This window comes from Ralstonia sp. SET104 (genome assembly GCF_003851545.1).
GTDB lineage: Bacteria > Pseudomonadota > Gammaproteobacteria > Burkholderiales > Burkholderiaceae > Ralstonia.
Genome location: NZ_BHVX01000016.1, coordinates 18,549 through 39,751, shown reverse-complemented (window position 1 = coordinate 39,751; position 21,203 = coordinate 18,549). Strand labels below are relative to the sequence as shown.

21 protein-coding genes are annotated in these 21,203 nt (G+C 64.5%); 7 read left to right on the top strand and 14 right to left on the bottom strand.

The features are described from left to right. Positions 1–10 precede the first annotated feature (10 nt). From PSUB009319_RS18505 to PSUB009319_RS18475, 7 genes are all read right to left on the bottom strand, one after another. Positions 11–241 (bottom strand): hypothetical protein, encoded by a 231-nt coding sequence (locus PSUB009319_RS18505; RefSeq protein ID WP_260393038.1) that lies wholly within the window; start codon positions 239–241, stop codon positions 11–13. A gap of 395 nt (positions 242–636) precedes the next feature. Continuing rightward, positions 637–2,364 (bottom strand): efflux transporter outer membrane subunit, encoded by a 1,728-nt coding sequence (locus PSUB009319_RS18500; RefSeq protein WP_260393037.1) that lies wholly within the window; start codon positions 2,362–2,364, stop codon positions 637–639. A 10-nt stretch (positions 2,365–2,374) separates the two neighbouring features. Beyond that, a complete protein-coding gene (locus PSUB009319_RS18495; RefSeq protein ID WP_124383661.1) occupies positions 2,375–3,550 on the bottom strand; it encodes an ABC transporter permease in 1,176 nt (391 codons plus the stop codon). Further along, positions 3,547–4,536, bottom strand: a complete 990-nt coding sequence (locus tag PSUB009319_RS18490) for an ABC transporter ATP-binding protein (protein ID WP_124383660.1) — start codon at positions 4,534–4,536, stop codon at positions 3,547–3,549. The genes PSUB009319_RS18495 and PSUB009319_RS18490 overlap by 4 nt, the downstream gene beginning before the upstream one ends. Then, complete coding sequence (locus PSUB009319_RS18485; RefSeq protein ID WP_124383659.1) at positions 4,533–5,504, bottom strand: HlyD family secretion protein; 972 nt, start codon at positions 5,502–5,504, stop codon at positions 4,533–4,535. Before PSUB009319_RS18485 ends, PSUB009319_RS18490 begins: the two co-directional genes overlap by 4 nt. Positions 5,505–5,578: 74 nt before the next feature. Further along, positions 5,579–6,310, bottom strand: a complete 732-nt coding sequence (locus tag PSUB009319_RS18480) for a TetR/AcrR family transcriptional regulator (RefSeq protein WP_124383658.1) — start codon at positions 6,308–6,310, stop codon at positions 5,579–5,581. A gap of 139 nt (positions 6,311–6,449) precedes the next feature. Continuing rightward, positions 6,450–7,376 carry a LysR family transcriptional regulator gene (locus PSUB009319_RS18475; RefSeq protein ID WP_124383657.1) on the bottom strand — a complete coding sequence of 309 codons (927 nt, stop codon included), beginning with the start codon at positions 7,374–7,376 and terminating at the stop codon, positions 6,450–6,452. A 129-nt stretch (positions 7,377–7,505) separates the two neighbouring features. Between PSUB009319_RS18475 and rocD the strand changes: the two genes are divergently transcribed. Both rocD and PSUB009319_RS18465 read left to right on the top strand, forming a co-directional pair. Then, the gene (gene rocD, locus PSUB009319_RS18470) at positions 7,506–8,732 is read left to right on the top strand and encodes an ornithine--oxo-acid transaminase (protein WP_124383656.1); all 1,227 of its coding nucleotides are present in this window, start codon (positions 7,506–7,508) and stop codon (positions 8,730–8,732) included. 23 nt (positions 8,733–8,755) lie between these two features. Further along, positions 8,756–9,700, top strand: a complete 945-nt coding sequence (locus PSUB009319_RS18465) for an arginase (RefSeq protein ID WP_124383655.1) — start codon at positions 8,756–8,758, stop codon at positions 9,698–9,700. Here PSUB009319_RS18465 and PSUB009319_RS18460 read toward each other — a convergent pair. Further along, positions 9,697–10,089 (bottom strand): dihydroneopterin aldolase, encoded by a 393-nt coding sequence (locus PSUB009319_RS18460; protein ID WP_124383654.1) that lies wholly within the window; start codon positions 10,087–10,089, stop codon positions 9,697–9,699. The genes PSUB009319_RS18465 and PSUB009319_RS18460 overlap by 4 nt on opposite strands. A gap of 18 nt (positions 10,090–10,107) precedes the next feature. Beyond that, positions 10,108–10,914: an SDR family oxidoreductase gene (locus PSUB009319_RS18455; RefSeq protein ID WP_124383653.1), complete on the bottom strand. Its 807-nt coding sequence runs from the start codon at positions 10,912–10,914 to the stop codon at positions 10,108–10,110. Between the two features lie 16 nt (positions 10,915–10,930). On the opposite strand from PSUB009319_RS18455, the gene PSUB009319_RS18450 reads away from it, so the two are divergent. After that, the gene (locus PSUB009319_RS18450) at positions 10,931–12,136 is read left to right on the top strand and encodes a class I SAM-dependent methyltransferase (protein ID WP_124383652.1); all 1,206 of its coding nucleotides are present in this window, start codon (positions 10,931–10,933) and stop codon (positions 12,134–12,136) included. Positions 12,137–12,140: 4 nt separating this feature from the next. Here the strand turns inward: PSUB009319_RS18450 and PSUB009319_RS18445 are convergent, their stop codons facing one another. Beyond that, positions 12,141–13,421 (bottom strand): muropeptide transporter, encoded by a 1,281-nt coding sequence (locus tag PSUB009319_RS18445; RefSeq protein ID WP_124383651.1) that lies wholly within the window; start codon positions 13,419–13,421, stop codon positions 12,141–12,143. Positions 13,422–13,518: 97 nt separating this feature from the next. On the opposite strand from PSUB009319_RS18445, the gene PSUB009319_RS18440 reads away from it, so the two are divergent. The 3 genes from PSUB009319_RS18440 (at position 13,519) to PSUB009319_RS18430 (ending at position 16,536) form a co-directional block, all read left to right on the top strand. After that, on the top strand, positions 13,519–14,463 hold the full coding sequence (locus tag PSUB009319_RS18440) for a M48 family metallopeptidase (protein ID WP_124383650.1): 945 nt from the start codon (positions 13,519–13,521) through the stop codon (positions 14,461–14,463). Positions 14,464–14,556: 93 nt separating this feature from the next. Then, positions 14,557–15,312: a YdcF family protein gene (locus tag PSUB009319_RS18435; RefSeq protein ID WP_124383649.1), complete on the top strand. Its 756-nt coding sequence runs from the start codon at positions 14,557–14,559 to the stop codon at positions 15,310–15,312. A 315-nt stretch (positions 15,313–15,627) separates the two neighbouring features. Next, on the top strand, positions 15,628–16,536 hold the full coding sequence (locus PSUB009319_RS18430; protein ID WP_124383648.1) for a prohibitin family protein: 909 nt from the start codon (positions 15,628–15,630) through the stop codon (positions 16,534–16,536). A 67-nt stretch (positions 16,537–16,603) separates the two neighbouring features. Here PSUB009319_RS18430 and argC read toward each other — a convergent pair whose 3' ends face one another. Together argC and PSUB009319_RS18420 are read right to left on the bottom strand one after the other, a co-directional pair. After that, positions 16,604–17,617 (bottom strand): N-acetyl-gamma-glutamyl-phosphate reductase, encoded by a 1,014-nt coding sequence (gene argC, locus PSUB009319_RS18425; RefSeq protein ID WP_124383647.1) that lies wholly within the window; start codon positions 17,615–17,617, stop codon positions 16,604–16,606. Positions 17,618–17,757: 140 nt separating this feature from the next. Further along, entirely contained in the window at positions 17,758–18,543 is a 786-nt protein-coding gene (locus PSUB009319_RS18420) for an exodeoxyribonuclease III (protein WP_124383646.1), read from the bottom strand. A 32-nt stretch (positions 18,544–18,575) separates the two neighbouring features. Between PSUB009319_RS18420 and pyrE the strand changes: the two genes are divergently transcribed. Continuing rightward, entirely contained in the window at positions 18,576–19,253 is a 678-nt protein-coding gene (gene pyrE / locus PSUB009319_RS18415; protein ID WP_124383645.1) for an orotate phosphoribosyltransferase, read from the top strand. Between the two features lie 134 nt (positions 19,254–19,387). On the opposite strand, the gene PSUB009319_RS18410 is transcribed toward pyrE, so the two are convergent. Beyond that, a complete protein-coding gene (locus PSUB009319_RS18410; RefSeq protein ID WP_124383644.1) occupies positions 19,388–20,215 on the bottom strand; it encodes a polyphosphate kinase 2 family protein in 828 nt (275 codons plus the stop codon). Positions 20,216–20,263: 48 nt separating this feature from the next. Next, positions 20,264–21,145, bottom strand: a complete 882-nt coding sequence (gene dapF / locus PSUB009319_RS18405; RefSeq protein ID WP_124383643.1) for a diaminopimelate epimerase — start codon at positions 21,143–21,145, stop codon at positions 20,264–20,266. Positions 21,146–21,203: the final 58 nt, after the last annotated feature.

The following is a 21,203-nucleotide window of genomic DNA, read 5'->3' as shown; positions in this document are numbered from 1 at the left end:
GCAAGCTGCGCTAATTCATCCCATCGGACACCAGCATCGCGGCATACGCCTCGTTGGCGTATTCCATGCACGTCCACAGGTATTCGGCCTGCCGGGGCGCATCCAGTTCTCGGAAGTGCTCCAGGCCATTGGAATGCAGCATGCCCAGCATCGCGCGCAGCTTCGAGAGTTTGTCGAAGAGTTCGCCATGCGCTTCCAGGCGTTGGGGATCAAGGGGTTGGGGATCTGACAAGCGGGTCATCGGGCTTTCCTTTCATCGGATAAAGGAACCGTGCCACGCCCTTGGGGGAAGGGGGTGGGCGAGCACAGGCAGGGTGGAAAACCGATAAGCAACAATCGGCACGGCCGAAGCCGTTCAAGCCTGGCTCGCCCAGAAAGACGAAGCCAAGCCATAGTGGTTGAGGACAAGCACCTATGCTCGGCACTTGCCCGTTGCTTACGAGGTTTCCACACCTCGATCACTTCCTCTATGGCACCGAAAGCGATGGTAGCCAGTGTAATGACCGCCGCTTCGTCAAAGCAAGGCCGCAACTATAAATCAGAATTTGCTGATGCCCGCGGGATACCGAGCCCCTTCAAACACCCCGAATATCAACGGTGCGTTGATCGCTTTTAGCAAAACGGTATGGGCGTCTACTACCACCCACCACCCAGCGCCTGCATCAACGCAGCGGAATCGAGCAGACGATCAGCGCGGCTCTGCACCTGCTGCAGCGTGGCTTGGTCGAGCTGGCGCTGCGCATCGAGCAGCGTGAGCGTGCTGATGCCACCGGCAGCGTGGCGGGCTTCGGCGGCGCGCAGTGTCTGCGTGGCCTGATCGGTTGCCAGTGCGCGCGCCTGCAGCGCTTGCGCATCGTTGTGCACAGCGTGCAGCGCGTCCGCCACCTCCTGCAAACCCTGCAGCACTGCCTGCTTGTAAGCCGCGCCCGCTGCGTCGTACGCGGCTTCGGCCTCGCGCTTGCGGGCGCGCAGTGTGCCGCCATGAAAGATCGGCTGCGTGAGCGAGGCACCCAGATTCCAGATGCTGGACCCGGCGCCAAGCAGGTTGCGAAACCCCGTCGCCTCCGAACCCAGCCCCGCCGACAACGTGATGCGCGGATACAGGTTGGCCGTGGCAACGCCCACATTGGCGCTGGCCGCGTGCCACACGGCCTCGGCCGCGCGAATGTCAGGCCGGCGCTGCGCCAGCGTAGACGGCAGCAACACCGGCAGCGGATCAGGCAAGTGCAGCGCATCGAGCGCGGGCAAGTCTGGCAGCCCCGCGCCCGGCTCGCGGCCCAGAAGCACAGACAACCGATGCCGCATCTGCGCGGCCTGCTGATTGAGCGGCGGCAGCGTGGCTTCAGTCTGCGCGAGCAGCGTGCGTTGCGACATCACATCCACCTGCGCGATGCCACCCGACGCGAAACGGCGCTCGGTGATATCAAGCTGCCTGCGCTGCTCGGCCACCAGCCGTTGCGTTGTGGCGATCTGCGCATCGAGCGCAGCGACGCGCACCACCGCCGTCACCACATTGCCCGCCAGCGACAGACGCGCCGCCTCCAGTTCATAGCGCTGCGTATCGACCTGCGCGCGCGATGCCTCCAACGCCCGGCGCACGCCGCCAAACAAATCCAGCGCATACGACACCGACAGCGAAGCGGAGTACAGCGTGAACGGCCCCGGCTTGGGCGTTTTGAAGCCGAACGCCTCCGGATTGATCTGCTGACGCACCGCCGACACACTGCCGTCCACCGAGGGCAGCGCATAGCCGAACTGCGCTTCGGCTTGCGCCTGCGCCTGACGCAAACGCGCCTCGGTCTGCACGACAGTGGGGCTCGCGCGCAGCGCTTCATCCACCAGCGCATCAAGCACGGGCGACTGGAACAGGTGCCACCAATCGGCCGGCACATTCGCATCTGCCAGATGCTGTGCTTCGCCACCCGGCATCGGGGCCGACACGGTTTCAGCAGGCAACGGCTGCGCGGAATACTTGGGCGCAATGGGTGCGGCCGGCGTCTTGAAGTCCGGCCCGACGGCGCAGCCGCCCATCAACAACGCGGCGACAGACACAACGCAACAACCCGCCAAAGCTCGCTTGAACGCCAACACACGTCCCCAGACGGTTTGGCCGTACCTTGCCCTAGATGGCGCCTTGAATTTTTGTAAGCGGGCGGAAAAAAGACGGGGAACTGTCTGAGCGCAGCGAGTTTTCCCCGTCTCCGCCCGGTTACGGAAATTCAAGGAGGGGTCGCCATCTTGGGCGCGCCTTTCTTTGCTTACCTTTCTTTGGCAAGACAAAGAAAGTAAGTCGGCCCCGGCAGGGGACGAAACAGGGGATGCACCATCACCGCCATCACCGAGAAACATCAGAAGCCTATGCATGGCCGCCACCTCAATCCAGCGTCTTGCGATAAAACCGCAGCGCAACCCCCAGCACCACGACCGTAAACACCATCAACGGCCAGATGCTGGGCCACAACTCAAACCAGCCGTTGCCCTTGAGCAGGATGCCGCGCGTGAGCCGGTTGAAATACGTCATCGGCAGCAGGTTGCCGATCACCTGCGCCCACTTGGGCATGCCCACGAATGGAAACATGAACCCCGAGAGCAGGATGTTCGGCAGGAAGTAGAAGAACGTAAGCTGCGTCGCCTGCAACTGGTTTTGCGCGAGCGAAGACAACGTGATGCCCACCGTCAGGCTCGCCACGATAAACAGCAGCGCCGACACATAGACCATCCACACACTGCCCACAAACGGTACACGGAAGACGTAGAACGCCATCAACAGGATGATGGTCACTTGCACCAGCCCGATGAAGATGTACGGCACGATCTTGCCCGTCATCACTTCCAGCGGATGCACCGGCGTGGCGAGCAGGTTTTCCATGGTGCCGCGCTCGCGTTCGCGCGTCATGGCCAGGCCCGTCATCATCACCATGGTCATCGTGAGGATGGTGCCCATCAGGCCGGGGATGATGTTGTACTGCGTGATGCCTTCGGGGTTGTAGAGCTTGTGGATGCGCACGTCGAACGGCGGCGCATTGTTTCCCGCACCACCCGCGAGCGGTGACAGCGCCCCCTTCATATCCTTGCTGACGACGCCCTGCACCAATTGCGAAAGCGAGGCAACGGCCAGCCCGGTGGCGGCAGGATCGGTGGCATCGGCCTCCACCAGCAGCGAGGGCTTTTCGCCACGCACCAGCTTGCGCGTGAAATCCGGCGGGATGGACACGACGAACTGGAGCTGCCCTTTCGCCAACGCCTCGCGCCCGGCAGCTTCGTCGGCAAGCGTGGTGGTCAGGTCAAAGTAGTCGGAGTTGCGCAGGCTGGCGAGGAAGCTGCGCGTGAACTCGCTCTGGTCGGCCGCAATCACCCCGGTCAGCAGGTGCTTCGGGTCAGCATTGATGGCAAAGCCGAACAGGAACAGCTGCATGATCGGGATGCCGATCATCATGGCGAACGTCACGCGGTCGCGGCGCAGTTGCAGGAATTCCTTGAGCACCACGCTCCACCAGCGCACGAACGAGAAGCGGTTGGCGTTGCGGTTGGCGTTGCCGTTGGTACTCATGACTGCGCCCCGTAGTTGTCAGACGAGCGCTTCATCATGTGAATGAACACGTCTTCGAGCCCGGTGTTGATCGGCTCGGCACGCATGCCGGAACCGCCGGTGAGCTTGCGCAGCGTGCCTTCCAGCGCCTGCGCGTCGGCACCGGTCACGTGCAGCACGGAGCCAAACGCGACGGTCTGGTCCACGCCCGGCTGCCCTTCGAGCCTGCGGCCCAGTTCAACCAGGTTGCCGCCCGAGACAGACCACGTCGACAGATGCTGGCTGTCGATCACCTCATCCGCCGTGCCTTGCGCGAGCAACTCGCCATAGGCGATATAGGCAAGCTTGTGGCAGCGCTCGGCCTCGTCCATGTAGTGCGTGCTGACGAGCACCGAGATGCCCTCCGCGGCCAGCCGGTGCAGCTCTTCCCAAAAATCGCGGCGCGCTTTCGGGTCGACACCGGCGGTGGGTTCGTCGAGCAGCAGCAGCTCGGGCTTGTGCAGCATGCACGCGGCCAGCGCCAGGCGTTGCTTCCAGCCTCCCGACAGCGCGCCCGCCAATTGCTTGGCGCGTGATGCCAGCCCGAGATGCTCAAGCGCGTGATCAACCACCTCGCGGCGGTTGGGCATCTCGTACAGGCGCGCGACGAAATCGAGGTTCTCGCGGATGGAAAGATCATCCCAGTACGAGAACCGCTGCGTCATGTAGCCGACGCGGCGCTTGATCTGCGCAGACTGCTTGAGGATGTCGTAGCCCAGGCACGTGCCGCTGCCGCTGTCGGGTGTAAGCAGGCCGCACATCATGCGGATCGACGTGGTCTTGCCGCTGCCGTTGGGCCCGAGAAAGCCGAAGATCTCGCCGCGCGCGACCCGCATGGAGAGCGCTTTGACGACGTGCTTGTCGCCAAAGTGCTTGTTCAGGCCATGCACGTCGATGGCGTAAGCACCGTTACCAGTGTGATGCTGGCTGTTGGTGCGGTTGGTGTTGTTGGTGCTGGCGGCGTTCATGGCAACGTCACCCCGACGGGTTGGCCGGGACGCAGCTTCGGGCCATCGGCGGCGGTGGGCCGCGCCTCCACCATGAAGACGAGCTTGTCGCGCGTGTTGTTGCTGTAGATCACGGGCGGCGTGTATTCGGCCTCGGCGGCGATGTAGGTGACGGTGGCGTTAATGTCGGCGGCGCAGCCATCGCAGTGAAGACGCGCGGCTTGCCCCGGCTTGAGCGCACCCACCACGCCTTGCGGCACGAAGAAGCGCACCTTTACGTTGGCCGGTGGCAGCATGCGCACCACCGGGCTGCCAGCACCGACCCATTCACCTTCGCGATACAGCGTGTCGAATACAAGCCCGCCCTGCGTGGCCTTCTGCGCCTTCTGATCGAGCCGCCATTGCGCCTGCGCCACCGCCGCGCGCGCGGCCTCCACCTGCGCCGATTGCGCGCGAATCTGATCATTGCGTGCGGGCAACTGCGCAATGCGCAACTGATTGGTCAGTTCACGCACGCGCTGCCTGTTGGTCTGCGCGCTTGAGCGACTGGTGTCGAGCTGCGATTGCGCGATGCCCCCCGCGCGGAACTGCGCCTCGTCACGCGCAAGCTGCGTGGCCGAGAGCTTGTCGGCTGCCACCGCCTGCGCCAGTTGTGCGCGCACTGCGTCCACTTCGGGCACGCGCTTGCCGATATTCAGATCAGCGAGCTGGGCTTGCGCACCCTGCAGTTGTGCGGCAGCCTGCTGGCGGGCCGCAGTCTCGTCCACCGATTCCAGCGCGAACAACGGCGCGCCAGCATTCACGGTCTGTCCACGCTGCACAGCCAGGTGTTCCAACCGCCCGCCCACGGGCGATGCCACGTAGACAAACTCCCCTTCCACATAGCCTTGGTAGGTGCGGTTGTCTTGCCTGGTGCAACCTGCCAAGACCCATGCTGCGGCGGCTACCGCCAACCACCCTGCCCTGCCGATGTACAACGCTTGCCGCATACCGCCCTCCGCCGGATTCGATTGATGCGCGATTGACGCGATTGACGCGATTGACACGATGAATGCCGTGTTGCCTACTTGCGCCCCTTGCCCTTTGGTCGCGGCTTCACCTTCTTGACGCGGCTCTCCTGAGGCACGGCAACCGCGCTGATGCCGTGCAGCAGCAACGCCGCCACGTGTTGGCCGATGGCGTCGGCGTCCACCTGATCTGCCAGCGGCAGGCGCCCCCACAGCGAGCGCGTCGCAAACGGCAGCATCGCCAAGCCGATCACTGACAGCATCACCAGCGACGGCTGCAACGCTGGGTTCACCGCTCCCGCGGCCTGAGCGCTGGCAATGCGATCAACCATCAACGTAGCGCGTTCCAGCGCAATGCGCGCAAACACGCGCTCGCGCAACTGCCCGCCTTCGCTGGCAATCTCGCGGATCCACAAGGTCGGAAACCACGGCGTGGCCGAAGCAGCGGCCACCATGCGCTGGGCCACGCCCGCCACCGTCTGCGGCAGATCCGGCAGATGGCCATCGTCGGCAAGGAGCATGAGCGCCGGCCCCGTTACCTGATCGATCAGTGGGCGGATGCGCGCTTCCACCACTGCATCAAGCAACTGGTCGCGCGTCTTGAAGTGGTAATGCACCATCGGCGCCGTCACACCGGCCTCTCGAGCGATGGCGGCAAGCGTGGTGGGGCCCACGCCATCTCGCGCGAACAGCGTGACGGCCATGTCGAGCAGGCGGTCACGCAGGTCGTCCTGCGTTGAGCCTTTGGGACGACCGGGACCGCGAGGGGAAGGGTTGCAGGTTGCCATGCCGCAAATATTAATTGTCGAATTAATTAATTTCAAGGCAATGGTGTGCCTGCCCCAACCCGCGTGGCGCCCAACGCAACGTCGGGCGGGTGCAATCCGTGTTCCAGGCCGTAGGAGATGTGGCGTATTGAGACGCGGGCTACGCCTTGGCTGCCGCCGCATCGAGCTGCGCGAGGCGCACGAGCAGGCGGTCCTGCGCCTCGCTCGGAAAGCTCGACGTGCGGCGCACCGCGAATACCGTGTTCAGGCAGCGCCGCGCCATGATCGGGCGTACCACCTGCAAGCGTGCGCGCTCCACCGCATCCTGAATGGCGTGCAGCGGCAGTACTGACCAGCCCATGCCAGCTTCCACAAGGGTGCTGACCTCTTCGATATCTGACACGTGATGCGCGCTCACCGTCGTCTCTGGCAGACGCCGGAACAGCGCCTTGAACCACAGGCCGTACACCGCATCCGACTCGTCGTAGGTAACAAAGGGCAGCGCCGCGCAATCCGCCAGCGTGCGCGGCGAACCGTGCTCGCGCAGTGCACGCGCGCTGCAGGCCAGCACGAATTCCTCGGTGTAGACCGCGTGGTGCTCGAACAAGCGTGAGGTGCGCGGCGTGTAGACGAAGCCGAGATCAGCACGGCCCGATTCCACGTGGCTGAAGACCTCGTCGTCGCTGCCGAATGCAAGTTCGAGGCGCACCTCATCGAGCAATGGCGCGTCCGATTCGGGCGACGGTGTCAGCAGCGCTGGCATCAGCACGTAGCGCCCGAAGCTGGAGCCACTCGCCAGCTTGAGCGACACGCGCTCCATCTCGCCGCTGTGCAGTGCGGCACGCAACTCGTCCAACCCTGCAAACGCATCGCGGCACCACGCGCGCACCGACGTGCCGGCACGCGTGAGCACGAGCTTGCGCCCCGACCGCTCGAACAGCGGCACGCCCAGCCACTGCTCCAACTGCCGCATCTGGTACGACAGCGCCGGTTGCGACACGGCCAGGCGGTCTGCCGCGCGCACGAAGCTGCCTTCGTTGGCAACGGTCAGAAAACTATGCAGATAGCGCAATGGCGAATGCGACATGAGCGAAAAAGTGATGCCTTAATCCATCAAATTTTTGGATCGAAAAACCAAAATCATTCGATTTGATTTCAAGTCTGTCAGATCGCACAATCCGCCGCAAGTGAACGACCCACGCAAACGGAGGCCATCATGACGACCGCAATGCAACATCCGAGCTATGCATTGGAAGACCGTTACGGCGCACGCAACTACGCGCCCTTGCCGGTCATGCTGGAACGCGGTGAAGGCGTGTGGCTGTTCGATACGGATGGCCGCCGCTATCTCGACATGATGTCGGCATACTCGGCCGTCAGCTTCGGGCACTCGCACCCCAAACTGGTTGCTGCACTGATGGAACAGGCACAGCGCCTGACGCTCACCTCACGCGCGTTCCACAACACCGAACTGGGCCCCTTCCTGGCCGACGTCTGCCGCATCACGCGCATGGACCGCGCACTGCCAATGAACACCGGCGCCGAAGCGGTCGAGACGGCCATCAAGGCTGCCCGCAAATGGGCGCGCGATGTAAAGGGCCTGGCGCCCGAGGCGGCCGAGATCATCGTCTTCGAGAACAATTTCCACGGCCGCACGACCACCATCGTCGGGTTCTCTTCGCATGATCAATATCGCTACGGGTTCGGCCCGTTCGCAGCAGGCTTCCGGCGCATTCCGTTTGGTGACGCCGATGCGCTGCGTGCAGCCATCGGGCCCAACACCGGCGCGATCCTGATGGAGCCCGTGCAGGGTGAGGGCGGCATTGTCGAGCCGCCGCCGGGCTACCTGAAACGCGCGCGTGAGCTCGCTACGCAGCACAACGTCCTGCTCGTCTGCGATGAGGTGCAAACCGGCCTGGGCCGAACCGGCGATGTGCTGGCGAGCTGGCATGAAGGCGTGGATGCCGATCTGGTGGTGCTGGGCAAGGCACTGGGCGGCGGCATGGTGCCCGTATCGGCCATCGCGGGGCGCGAGGCGGTCATCGGCGTATTCCACCCGGGTGATCATGGCTCCACGTTTGGCGGCAACCCGCTCGCAGCGCACATTGGGCGGGCGGCACTGGCCTTGCTGATCGAAGAACAACTGCCGCAGCGTGCCGCGCGCGTGGGGGCCGCGTTCATCAACGAACTGAAAACGCTCATCGGCCACGGCGTGCGGCAGGTGCGCGGACGCGGCCTGATGATCGGCCTGCAGCTTGACGCCGACATCGACGCCCACGACTTCGCTTTCGCGCTGGCAGAGCGCGGCGTGCTGACCAAGGACACCTACGGCAACGTGGTTCGCCTCACGCCGCCGCTGGTGATTGGCGAGGCCGAACTGGCGCTGGCGCTGGAAGCCATCCGCCAGACGCTGGCCGGTTGGCCGCGCCGCAAAGTGGCTTGAGTAAAACTGGCAAGGGGAGTGACATGACCATCATCGATCTGATTGGCGCGGCCATCGGCTGCGGAGCGCAAGACGACGGCTGCAAGGACGGCCCGCGTGCGCTGCTGCGAGCCGGTGCGTTGGCGCGATTGCAGACGCCGGACACACGGGGCACGCTCGTGCACGACATCGAACTGGCGATGTCAGCAGGGCACAGCCGTTCGGCCCGTCTGGCGGTGCTGCCGGGCGTGGCCGGTTTCTCGCGCGCGTTGGCCGATGCGACCGCGCGCAGCATGCACGAGGGGCACGTGCCGATCATCCTCGGCGGCGACCACTCGTGCGCGATCGGCACGTGGTCGGGCGCGGCCAACGCGCTGCGTCCGCACGGCCCGCTTGGCCTGATCTGGATCGACGCCCATCTCGACAGCCACACGCCGCAGACGAGCGATTCCGGTGCCATCCACGGCATGCCGCTGGCGGCGCTGCTCGGCCACGGCGCGCCGGCCCTCACGCAAGTCCGCGATGCATCGCCCAAGCTGCTGCCGCAGCACGTGGTGGTGATCGGTGCGCGCAGCTATGAGCCTGCCGAACGCGCGTTGCTGGAGCGACTTGGTGTGCGCGTGATCGACGCCGCGGAAGTGGCACGCAACGGCCTGCGCGCCGTCATGGCCGAAGCCATTCGGTTGGTCAAAACAGGCACGGCGGCCTTTGGCGTGACGCTGGATCTGGATGCCTTCGACCCCGCCGTCGCCCCGGGCGTGGGCACGCCGGAAACGGACGGGCTGACCGCGCAGGGCATGGCGCAGGCCCTGGCGACCTGCGCACGCGATGCGCGTTTTGCGGCGTTTGAACTGGTGGAATACAACCCGCGCCACGACCAGCACGACAGCCAAGGGAGCGGGATCACGGCGCGCCTGGCGCTCGACCTGCTGGGCAGCGTCGCGGGCGCGTTGCACGCCCAGCGCCGTGAGTATGCGACGGCGGCTTAGTCCTTGATACGAAACACCTCAACCCCTACCGACTCACAATCCGGATACACATCCGGCTTCTCCGTCGACACGCGCGCCGCCAGCACGTGCGGGTGCTTGAGCATGGCCGTCAGCACGTCATCGCACAGCGTCTCCTGCAAGTGGATATGCCCTTGCGCCATGCGCCGCGCCACCGTCTCGCGCATGAAGTCGTAGTCCACCACCTCGTGCAGCTTGTCTTCCGTCGGCGACGAATACTCCAGCGGCACGTACAACTCGATGTTGATCAGCACGCGCTGCTCGCCCTTCTTCTCGAAGTCGTGCACGCCGATGTTGATCTGCACCTCGTAGTTGCGCAAAAACATGCGACGGCAGTTCGACAGGCGCGGGTGGGATAGCAGAGAGAGCATGGGGCGTCCGGAGGGAAATTATTCAGTGAGGAACATCACGTCGCGGGCCAGCGGCATCAGGTGCTGGCCTCCATCGACGAACAGCGTGGTGCCGGTCACGGCGCGCGCGGTGGCGAGGTAGCACACCGCCTCGGCAATGTCTTCCGGTGTGGACGACTGGCCCAGCGGCGTCATCTGGTGCGCACGCGCAAACCCGCCTTGCGACTGGTCGCCCGACACCATCGTGATACCCGGCGCCACGCCCACCACGCGCAGTGTCGGTGCCAGAGCCTGTGCAAGCTGCATCGTGGCCGTGGACAGTGCCGCCTTCGACAGCGTGTACGACAGGAAATCGGGGTTCAGATTGTCCAGCTTCTGGTCCAGCAGGTTGATGACTACGCCGCGATGCTGCGCATCACCGGCTGTGAGCGCACGGTGCAGCTCGCGCGACAGCAGCAGCGGCGCCGCCACGTTGGTGCGCATGTGCGTGTCGAGCGACGCATAGCTGAAGCTGGTCGCCACGTCGTACTGGAACAGCGAGGCGTTGTTGACCAGGCAAGTGGGCGTACCCAGCGCGGCGGTGCAATCGGCGATCAGGCGGCCGGCGGCAGCTTCGTCTGACAGGTCGGCCTGCAGTACGGCGGCGCGCCGCCCCATGGCGGTGATCTCGGCGGCCACGGTGTCGGCCTCGGCGCGCGAGCGGTGGCAGTGCACGGCCACATCCCAGCCTTGGCGGGCCAGCGCCAGGGCGATCACGCGGCCCACGCGGCGGCCAGCGCCAGTGACAAGGGCCACCCGTGTCTGTACAGGCGGTTGTGGGTTCAGTTCAGTCGGCGTCTGCGCCATTGTTTACAATCCGGCGATGAGCAAAACTGTGAGTTTACCGCTTCCCAGCGAAGCGGCGCAGGCGCAATCCACGCGCCTGTTCGCCCTGATCGCCGACGCCATTGCGGCCGCTGGCGGCTGGCTTTCGTTCGACCGCTACATGGAACTGGCGCTCTACGCACCGGGCCTGGGCTACTACAGCGGCGGCGCGGCCAAGTTCGGCCGCCGCGTGGAAGACGGTGGCGACTTCATCACTGCACCCGAGTTGACACCGTTCTTCGGCCGCACCGTCGCACATCAGATCGCGCAGGTGCTGCAAACGCTGCCCGAGGGCCAGCGCCACGTGCTGGAATTCGGCGCCGGCACCGGCAAGCTGGCCGCCGACATCCTCACCGAACTGGATGCGATGGGGGTGCGGCCCGATAGCTACGGCATCGTCGAACTGTCTGGCGAATTGCGTCAGCGCCAGCAAGCGCGCCTGACGGCACTCGGCGCCACGCTTGGGTCCGACCTGGCCACCATTGCGCAATGGCACGACACGCTGCCCGCGCCTTTCACCGGCGTGATGCTCGGCAACGAAGTGCTCGATGCGATGCCTGTGTCGCTGTGGGCGCGGCGCGGCGGCGTGTGGCACCGGCGCGGCGTGGTGCTCGATGCAGAACTCGGCCTGCAATGGGAAGACCGCCTGGCCGATCCGTCCGAGCTTCCGGCCAAGCTGGCCGCGCTGCCCGGCACGCACGACATCGTCACCGAATCGCACGAGGCCGCCGAGGGCTTCATCCGCAGCACGGGCGCGGCGCTGGAGCGCGGCCTGCTGCTGCTGATCGACTACGGTTTCCCGGCGGCCGAGTACTACCACGCGCACCGCGCCAGCGGCACGTTGATGTGCCACTACCGCCAGCACGCGCATGATGACCCGTTCTGGCTGCCGGGCCTGCAAGACATCACGGCGCACGTCGATTTTTCGGGCATTGCCCAGGCAGGCCAGGAGGCCGGGCTGGAGCTGCTCGGCTACACGAGCCAGGCGCGCTTCCTCTTGAGCACGGGCGTGGGCGAACTGCTGATGACGCTCGACCCGTCCGATCCGATGCAGTTCCTGCCAGCGGCCAACGCCGTGCAAAAGCTGCTGTCGGAAGCAGAGATGGGCGAGCTGTTTAAGGCCATCGCGCTGGGCAAGGGCATTGACGCGGCGCTGCCGCTGGCCGGCTTTGGCGATGCCGACCGCTCGAACCGCTTGGGTTAGTCAGTCAGGCTGACGCGGCCTTGGCTTCCAGGGCACGTTCGTTCTGCTCGGCTTCGTAGCGGCCGATCGTGCCGCGCATCCACCACAGCACCACGAGGCCGGGCAACGCAAACGCCACAGTCATCAGATAGAAGGCGGGCCAGCCATAGGCTTCCACAAGGTAGCCCGAGGTTGGCCCGACGTACACGCGGCCAACGGAGGCCAGCGCCGAGAGCAACGCATACTGCGTCGCCGAGAACGACCGGTTGCACAGTGCCATCAGCAGTGCCACGAAGGCTGCCGTGCCCATGCCGCCGCAGAGGTTCTCGATGCCGATGGCCACGGCCATCGTCCACAGATGTTGCGGCGTGACGGCCAGCACCCAGTAGCCCAGGTTCGACACCGCCTGCAGCGCGCCGAAGAGCAGCAGCGCGCGCACAAGGCCCAGCCGCACCATCAGCGTGCCGCCATACAGCGCGCCGACGATGGTGGCCGCCAGCCCCAATGTCTTGTTGACGATGCCCACCTCGCCGGCCGAAAAGCCAACACCCCGGATCAGGAACGTGGTCGACAGGCTGCCCGCAAACGCATCGCCCAGCTTGTAGAACACGATCAGCGCCAGCAGCGCCCACGCGCCGCGGCGCGAGAAGAAATCCTGCAGCGGGCCAACCACCGCTTCCTGCAGGCTGCGCGGCGGGCGCGCCGACACCTCGGGCTCGGGCGACCACAGCGTGGTGAAGATGCCCAGCGCCATCAGCCCGGCCATTAGCAGGTACATGTTGCTCCAGCCCATCACGCGATCAGCCAGATACAGCGCCAAGCCGCCCGACACCAACATCGCCAACCGATAACCAAGCACCTTCACAGCCGCACCGACGCCGCGCTCGCTCGTATGCAGCACATCCGTGCTGTAGGCATCAAAGACGATGTCCTGCGACGCTGACAGAAACGCCACCAGCACCGCCAACCCGGCCAGCGCCCACAGCGCGGCGTGCGGCGGCGTGAAGGCCATGGCGGCAATCGACGCCACCAGCCCAGCCTGCGTGAGCACCAGCCAGCCACGGCGCCGGCCCATCAGCGGCGGTGTGAAGCGGTCCATCAGCGGCGCCCACAAAAACTTGAAGATGTACGCCTGGCCCACCAGGGAAAACAGCCCGATGGTGCGGATGTCCAGCCCCTCCACCGTCATCCACGCCTGCAGCGTGCCCGAGGTGAGCGCCAGCGGCAGGCCGGAAGCGAAGCCCAGCAGCAACATCGCACCGATGCGGCGGTTGCGGAAGATGTCGAGATAATCGTGGAAGGTCATGCGGCGGGCCGGAGGCGAAGGCGAATGCGGGTTGCCACGTAGCGTGGCGCGGTGCGTTGGCCGATATTATGTCGCACGGATCCGGCCCTTCACTCATATGCCCCGCGTAACACGCTCTCTGCTGACTGCTATCGGCCTCGCGCTGTCGACGGGGTCGATTGCCATGGACGGCCCGCTGCCCGTGCCCGCCGATGGCGTCAAGCTCGAAGCGCCAACCACCACTTCGCCCAATATCCGCCTGGTCATTCCGGCGGAGGAAATCGACAAGCGCGCGCTGGCCGAATACAAGGGAATCATCAACAACGCCGCGCACGAAGGCGCGCTGGCGCCCGATAACGTGCCGGACCTCATCCGTATCCGCGGCATCGTCAAGCGCCTCACCCCGCAGGCGCCGCGCTGGAACCCCGACGCCACGCACTGGCAGTGGGAGGTCAACCTGATCGGCTCGTCGCAAGTGAATGCGTTCTGCATGCCCGGCGGCAAGATCGCCGTGTTCTCAGGGCTGGTCGAGCAGTTCAAGCTGACGGATGACGAACTTGCCATGGCGCTCGGCCACGAGATCGCCCATGCGCTGCGCGAACATGCCCGCGCCCGCGCCGGCCAGCGCGAGATCACCAACCTGGGTGCCAACGTGGTCTCGCAGCTGTTCGGCTTCGGCAACCGGGGCGATACGGACTTAGGTGAGGGCGCCAAAATGCACCTGCTGTCGTTCTCGCGCGCGGAGGAAACCGAAGCCGACCTGATCGGCATGGACATCGCCTCACGTGCCGGTTACGATCCGCGCGCCGCGCTCACGCTGTGGCAGAAGATGGGCTCGATCGGCGGCGTGGAGCAGAAGCAGTTTCTATCGACGCACCCGTCGGGGCGCACGCGCATGGTCGTGCTGTCGCGCCATTTGCCCGAAACGCTCACGCTGTTTGCCGACGCCATGCATATGACCATGGCGAAACTGCCGGAGTATCGATCGAACATGCAATACCTTGGGGCTGCGCCCATCGACAATGGCGACGAGGCACCTATGCGACCGATGGTCCGGCGGTAGAAACAACCCCATAAGCAAACGGGTCGCGCGCCCGGCCATTCCTCTTTACGATGGTTCCTCTCGTACGCGTGGCGCGCCAACCTGGAGGAACCTGTGAGCCTGACCATCCTGTGTGTGCTGGTGATCGTGGCAGCGGTGTTTGCCGCACGCGGCCGGCGTCGTGCTGCGCGCGGGGTGGCAGTGGTCTGCGGTGCGCTGGTCATGGCAATCGGCTGCGGGCCGCTACCGGCGTGGTTGCTCGATTCGCTGGAAAAGCCGTTCGAGAACGAGCCACGCATCCAATGGGGCGCGCGCAATGCCATCGTGCTGCTGGGCGCAGGCACGTTCCGCGTGGGCGACTCGGTTGAGCCGGGGCTGTTCTCGTATCCGCGCCTGGTGGAGGCCACGCAGTTGTATCAGGCGTGCCGCAAGGCCGATGGCGATTGCAAGATCCTCGTCAGCGGCGGCGACGCGCGCCACCACGGCGCGGCCGAAGCCACGGTGTATCGCCGCGAACTCGTCGCGCTCGGTGTCGACAATGCCGACGTGCTCATAGAGCCCAAGAGCATGAACACGTGGCAGAACGCGCAGTTCTCGCGCGGGGTGCTCGCGCAATACGCGGCTGATCGCACAGTGCTGGTGTCGTCGGCCATCCACCTGCGGCGCAGCCTGCTGTACTTCGCGCATTTCGGCATGGCGCCGATTCCCGTACGCGCCGACGATCTGCAGGCCACCGCATCACCGCTGCCGATGGCGTACAACTTTGCGCTAGCGGATTTCGCGCTGCACGAGTGGATCGGCATTGCCCGCTATCACGTGTACAACGCGCTCGGCTGGAACCCGGCGCGCATCCACCCCGGCGACGCCTGATCCGAGCGCTCACCGCCGACGCATTCGAAGCGCCGCTCTAGTGCTTCCGGAGGGGAGCAAAAATCCGGCGCCGGCCTATACTTTGTGCATCGCAACATCCGGGCTTTGCAATGCGGCACCTCGGTCGTATTGATGCTCACCACCTGATCACCATTGGCAAGCGCGCTTGCCACCACCCGCCCACCGGGCGCGGCCATCCCTGACGGGAATCGCTGACGATTCCTGCGCCAGCAGCGGGCCTCTGCGATTGCATTTGCAGCACACCCGCCCCGCCAGCCGACACCTCAGAGCAAATCAACAATCAAGGGGAACCTCATGCCTCAAGTCACGGCAAGCAAGCTGCCGATCAAACTGCTCGCGTTCGTCTTCGGCGCCCTGGCGGCGCTGGTGATCGCGCGCACCTTCCTGCTGAACTGGCAGATCATTCCGCCCGGTTACACGGGCATCAAGATCAACCGGCTGGTCGATCGCGGCATCACGCATGAAAACGTCGTCACCGGATTCGTGTTCTACAACCCGATACAAACGGCGATCATCCAATACCCGACCTTCGTGCAGCGCGTGATTTGGACGCACGACCTGAACGAAGGCCATGCGCTCAATGAAGAGCTGACCTTCAACACCAAAGATGCCGTGCCCGTGAACGTGGACGTGGCCGTCTCGTACCAGCTCGACCGCGACAAGGTTCCAGCGTTCTACACCAACTTCCGCGCGGACCACATCGAGACCTTCACGCACGGCTACCTGCGCGACACGGCGCGCAACGTGATCGTCGCTATCGGCTCGGAATACAACTTTGACGATGTGAACGGCGGCAAGAAGGAAGAATTCGTCGCGCGATTGACCAAGGAACTCGACATCCGGCTCGCGCCGCTGGGCGTGTCGATCAAGCAGTTCGGTATCGTCGGTTCATTGCGCCCGCCGCGTGCGCTGCTCGACGCGGTGAGCGCGAAGACCAAAGCCATCCAGGACGCCATCCGCACCGAGAACGAAGTGCGCTCCGCGCAGGCAGAGGCCAAGAAGAAGGTGGCGATTGCCGAAGGTGAAGCCGCCGCCAACCACGCGCTGGCCTCGTCGCTGGATGACCGGCTGCTGGCGTGGGAACGCCTGAAGCTGGAGCGCGCCGCCATCGAGAAGTGGAACGGCGTGACGCCGACCGTGATGGCAGGCGGCAATGGCGGCGGCATGCTGTTCAACATCCCCGCGACGGGGCAGAGCCACTAACGGTCAAGCCAATGCACCAAAGAAAAACGCGCCCAAGGCGCGTTTTTCGTTTCTGCTGTTTTGGCGATCAGCTTGCAAAACCCGGCGCGGCTTCGCGCACGGCGTGCTCGGCGCCTGCCGCGGGAATCGGCGCATCCACATGCAGGCTGGTCGCTTCATCCACGCCCAAGTGCACGTTCATGCATTGCACCGCCGCACCGGCTGCGCCCTTGCCCAGGTTGTCCAGGCGGGCGGTGACAACCATGCGCTCGTCCGAGCCGAACACGAACAGGTCGGCACGATTGGTGTCGTTGGCGCCCTGCACGTCGAAGAAGCCGTTGTCGAGCGTTGCCACGTTGTCGGCCGGGGCCACGCGGATGAACTGCTCGCCTTGGTAGTAATCAGCCAGCACCTTGGCTACATCCGCCGGGCTCACCTTGCGCGCCAGATGTTGCGGGTGCAGACCGATCGTCACGGCGAGGCCCTTGAGAAAGTTGCCTACCACCGGCGTGAAGATCGGCGACAGGCTCAGCTTGCTCTGCACGCGCATCTCGGGCAGATGCTTGTGCGCCAGCGCCAGCGCGTACGGGCGCGGGCTATCGAGCTTCGGGTTATTGGCCGCCAGGTAGTCGGCAATCATCGCCTTGCCGCCGCCGCTGTAGCCCGTGAGCGAGAACGCAGTGACCGGGTAATCGGCCGGGACGATGCCCGCTTCCACCAGCGGGCGCATCAGCAGCACAAACGCGCTGGCGTGGCAGCCCGGCACGGCGATGCGCTTGGAGGCACGCAGGCGCTCGCGCTGGCCGCGGGCCAGTTCCGGCAGGCCATAGACCCAATCGTCCGACGTGCGGAACGCGGTGCTGGCGTCAATGATGCAGGTGTTCGGGTTGTTGACCAGCGAGACAGCCTCGCGCGAGGCAACGTCGGGCAGGCACAGAAACGCGACATCGGCGGCATTCAGGAATTTGGCGCGCTCGGCCGAATCCTTGCGCTTGTCTTCGGCGATGCGCAGAAGCTCGATATCGTCGCGTTGCGACAGATAGTCGAGCAAGCGAAGGCCGGTGGTGCCTTCCTGACCGTCGACGAAAACCTTGCATGCCATGGTGATCTCGCTAAAAAAACTGTGGGCAAAACACAGCGCCAGCCTACGTTTTTGAATGAGCCTTGGCGCGTGAGTTTTGCATTGTAGCGGCTGCCACAGAAATTTCTGCGGCAGCGCAATAAAGTGATTTTTATGCCGCTTTACCAGTGCGGCTTGGTGTCGTAATCAATGATCAGCGGCGCATGGTCGCTGAACTTGATGTCCTTGAACACCGACGTGCGGCGCGCCGTGGCGGCAATGCCCGGCGTGGCGATCTGGTAATCGATCCGCCACCCGACGTTCTTCGCATACGCCTGGCCGCGGTTGCTCCACCACGTGTACTGCTCGGGGCGCTGGTCCAGCGTGCGGAACACGTCCACATAACCGACCTCGTCGAACAACTTGGTCAGCCATGCGCGCTCTTCGGGCAGGCAGCCGGAGTTCTTCTGGTTGCCCTTCCAGTTCTTGATGTCGATTTCCTTGTGGACGATGTTGACGTCGCCGCACAGCACGACCTCGCGGCCCTTTTCGTGGCGCAGGTCTTTCAGGTGCGCCATGAACAAGTCCATGAAGCGGAACTTGGCCTGCTGGCGCTCTTCGCCACTGGAGCCCGACGGCACGTAGACGGAAATGATCGACAGCTTGCCGTAGCGCGCCTCGACGTAACGGCCTTCGGCATCGAACTCGCCGTTATCGAAGCCGATGATGACCTCGTCCGGCTTGTGGCGCGTGTACAGGCCCGCGCCGCTGTAGCCCTTCTTCACCGCGTGCTGGAAGACGCCGTGATAGCCGTGCGGCGCGAGAAACTCGGGCGTCATGTCGTCTTGCGCGCATTTCAGCTCCTGCACGCAGACGAAATCGGCGTCCTGCTTGCCCATCCAATCGAAAAAGCCCTTGCTGGAGGCAGAGCGAACGCCGTTGAGGTTGGCGGAAATGATGCGTAACATGGCGGGACTTTTTTGCAGACCAGAGAAAAAAGATGAGCCAAAACAGCGAGTTGCGCCAATCCTTCATCCGCTTTGCGGTGGAAGCCGGCGTGCTGTCGTTCGGGGAATTCGTGACCAAGGCGGGGCGGACGTCGCCCTATTTCTTCAACGCCGGCAAGTTTGCAGACGGCGCACTGCTGGGCCAAGTCGCGCAATTCTATGCGAAAACCCTGCTGGACTCGGGCGTGGAATTCGACATGCTGTTCGGGCCCGCTTACAAGGGCATCACGCTGGCATCGGCCACCGCCGTGGCGCTGGCGGGCATGGGGCGCAATGTGGGCTTTGCGTACAACCGCAAGGAAGCGAAGGACCACGGCGAAGGCGGCAGCCTCGTCGGCGCCAAGCTGGGCGGGCGCGTAGTGATTGTGGATGACGTGATTTCTGCCGGTACCTCGGTGCGCGAGTCGGTAGAGCTGATTCGCGCCGCGGGTGCCACGCCTGCTGCCGTGCTGATCCTGATGGACCGGATGGAGCGCAGCGGCAATGCGGTGGATATCGGGGAGCGCTCTGCGGTGCAGGAGGTGCAGGCGCAGTATGGGATGCCCGTTGTGTCGATTGCCAATCTGGATGACTTGCTGGGGTACCTGGATGGGGCTGGCGATCCAGCGCTGGCGGGGTATCGGGATAAGGCTGCAGCCTATCGCGACAAATACGGCGTTAGCGCGATCTGATCCTTCTTATTGTTTTTGGTTTGAAGCCCCCGGTTGAGTGATCACCGGGGTTTTGTTTTTTGTTTGTTGGGTTTAGCCGTTATTTCGCGCCCGGCAGGGTACGAAAGGCGGATGGACCACGAGCAAAAAAAACCTTACTCAATCCTCATCGTCTCAAACGCCGGATTCCCCTCCGGATACTGAGGCTTCATCGCCTCAAACACCTGCAGCAAAACCTCCGCGACCATCACATTCCGATGCGTCTTGGAATCCGCAGGAACCACATACCAGGGGGCCTCCGGCGTCGCGGTGGCGTTGATGGCCGCCTCGTAGGCCTCCATGTAGCCATCCCAAAACTCGCGCTCTGCAATATCGGCCGGGTCGAACTTCCAGTGTTTGTGCGGATCGTCGATGCGTTCCTGCAGCCGCTTGCGCTGCTCGTCTTTCGACATGTGCAGGAAGCATTTGACGATGGTCGTGCCGGTATCGGCCAGCATCTGCTCGAACGCGTTGATGTGCCCGTAGCGGCGTTTGCATTCGGCCGCGTCGATGTCGCCATGCACACGCGTGATGAGTACGTCTTCGTAGTGGCTGCGGTTGAAGATGACGATTTCGCCGCGCGCCGGCGCTTGGGCGTGCACGCGCCAGAGGTAATCGTGTGCAAGTTCCTGCGGCGTCGGCGCCTTGAAACCAACTACGCGCAAACCGAGGGGGTCCATCGCGCGGAAGACACTGCGCACGGTACCGTCCTTGCCAGAGGTATCCATACCCTGCAGGATCACCAGCACCTTGCGCCGGTGCTCGGCATAAAACACATCCTGCAGCGCATCGAGCCTGGCAGATACCTCGGCCAGCCGCGCATTGTCATCCGCCTTGTTGCCGGTGGAGAACGGCTTGCTGGAGGCGTCCACCTTGGCAATCTTGAGCTTGTTGCTGCCGTCGAAACGATACTCGTCAATCAGGTTCTTGCCGTTCGTGCCCACGGGATCTCCTTGGTGTTCTGACGCATGCGGCAGCCCGCCGCCCGATGATCAATGCGCGGCGGCGTTCAGCTTGAGCGCATCCAGGTCCAGCGTCCCTTCAAAGACGGTCGTGGCGGGGCCGGTCATCATCACGGGCTGGCCGACGCCCGCCCAGGCGATGGTCAAGTCGCCGCCGTGCGTGGCCACCTTGACCGGCGAATCGATCAGGCCGCGGCGGATGCCCGCCACCACAGCCGCGCACGCACCGGTGCCGCAGGCGAGCGTCTCGCCCGCGCCGCGCTCGTACACGCGCAGGCGCACGGATTGACGATCGACGATCTGCATGAAGCCCGCATTCACGCGGCGCGGAAACACAGCGTGCGATTCGATCAACGGGCCGTCTTCCAGCACGGGGAAGGCCTCGGTGTCATCCACCACCTGCACGGCGTGCGGGTTGCCCATCGACACAGTGGACAGCCACTCTGTGCGGCCGTTGATCTGCAGCGCGTGCTGCGTGTCATCGCCCTCGACGCGCGTGGGCAGGCCTTCGGGCAGGAACGGCAGGCGCGCGGCCTCAAATACCGGCGCGCCCATGTCAACGCTCACCTGGCCATCGTCTTGCATCGTCAGCGTGGCAATGCCGTTCATGACCTCAACGCGCACGGTGCGCTTGGTCGTCAAACCGCGGTCGGTGACGAACTTGACGAAGCAGCGTGCGCCGTTGCCGCAGTGCTCTACCTCACCGCCGTCGTGATTGAAGATCCGGTAGCGGAAATCAACGTCGGGCCGCGTCGACCGCTCGACCAGCAGGAGCTGATCAGCCCCCACACCAAAGTGGCGATCCGCAATGGCGGCCCATTGCTCGGGCGTGAAGTCGATCGGGGTCTGGATGCCGTCGAGCACGACAAAGTCGTTGCCCGCGCCGTGCATCTTGGTGAAGTGCAGTTTCATGGCTGGCCGCACAGATGCGGCGATGAGCGTTCGGAAACACCCATTCTAAAGCGAGCCG

What these genes read in the sequence shown, in the direction of transcription:
- PSUB009319_RS18505 (WP_260393038.1), bottom strand. Translation starts at nt 241, where the DNA reads ATGACCCGCTTGTCAGATCCCCAACCCCTTGATCCCCAACGCCTGGAA.
- PSUB009319_RS18500 (WP_260393037.1), bottom strand. Translation starts at nt 2,364, where the DNA reads ATGCATAGGCTTCTGATGTTTCTCGGTGATGGCGGTGATGGTGCATCC.
- PSUB009319_RS18495 (WP_124383661.1), bottom strand. Translation starts at nt 3,550, where the DNA reads ATGAGTACCAACGGCAACGCCAACCGCAACGCCAACCGCTTCTCGTTC.
- PSUB009319_RS18490 (WP_124383660.1), bottom strand. Translation starts at nt 4,536, where the DNA reads ATGAACGCCGCCAGCACCAACAACACCAACCGCACCAACAGCCAGCAT.
- PSUB009319_RS18485 (WP_124383659.1), bottom strand. Translation starts at nt 5,504, where the DNA reads ATGCGGCAAGCGTTGTACATCGGCAGGGCAGGGTGGTTGGCGGTAGCC.
- PSUB009319_RS18480 (WP_124383658.1), bottom strand. Translation starts at nt 6,310, where the DNA reads ATGGCAACCTGCAACCCTTCCCCTCGCGGTCCCGGTCGTCCCAAAGGC.
- PSUB009319_RS18475 (WP_124383657.1), bottom strand. Translation starts at nt 7,376, where the DNA reads ATGTCGCATTCGCCATTGCGCTATCTGCATAGTTTTCTGACCGTTGCC.
- rocD (WP_124383656.1), top strand. Translation starts at nt 7,506, where the DNA reads ATGACGACCGCAATGCAACATCCGAGCTATGCATTGGAAGACCGTTAC.
- PSUB009319_RS18465 (WP_124383655.1), top strand. Translation starts at nt 8,756, where the DNA reads ATGACCATCATCGATCTGATTGGCGCGGCCATCGGCTGCGGAGCGCAA.
- PSUB009319_RS18460 (WP_124383654.1), bottom strand. Translation starts at nt 10,089, where the DNA reads ATGCTCTCTCTGCTATCCCACCCGCGCCTGTCGAACTGCCGTCGCATG.
- PSUB009319_RS18455 (WP_124383653.1), bottom strand. Translation starts at nt 10,914, where the DNA reads ATGGCGCAGACGCCGACTGAACTGAACCCACAACCGCCTGTACAGACA.
- PSUB009319_RS18450 (WP_124383652.1), top strand. Translation starts at nt 10,931, where the DNA reads ATGAGCAAAACTGTGAGTTTACCGCTTCCCAGCGAAGCGGCGCAGGCG.
- PSUB009319_RS18445 (WP_124383651.1), bottom strand. Translation starts at nt 13,421, where the DNA reads ATGACCTTCCACGATTATCTCGACATCTTCCGCAACCGCCGCATCGGT.
- PSUB009319_RS18440 (WP_124383650.1), top strand. Translation starts at nt 13,519, where the DNA reads ATGCCCCGCGTAACACGCTCTCTGCTGACTGCTATCGGCCTCGCGCTG.
- PSUB009319_RS18430 (WP_124383648.1), top strand. Translation starts at nt 15,628, where the DNA reads ATGCCTCAAGTCACGGCAAGCAAGCTGCCGATCAAACTGCTCGCGTTC.
- argC (WP_124383647.1), bottom strand. Translation starts at nt 17,617, where the DNA reads ATGGCATGCAAGGTTTTCGTCGACGGTCAGGAAGGCACCACCGGCCTT.
- PSUB009319_RS18420 (WP_124383646.1), bottom strand. Translation starts at nt 18,543, where the DNA reads ATGTTACGCATCATTTCCGCCAACCTCAACGGCGTTCGCTCTGCCTCC.
- pyrE (WP_124383645.1), top strand. Translation starts at nt 18,576, where the DNA reads ATGAGCCAAAACAGCGAGTTGCGCCAATCCTTCATCCGCTTTGCGGTG.
- dapF (WP_124383643.1), bottom strand. Translation starts at nt 21,145, where the DNA reads ATGAAACTGCACTTCACCAAGATGCACGGCGCGGGCAACGACTTTGTC.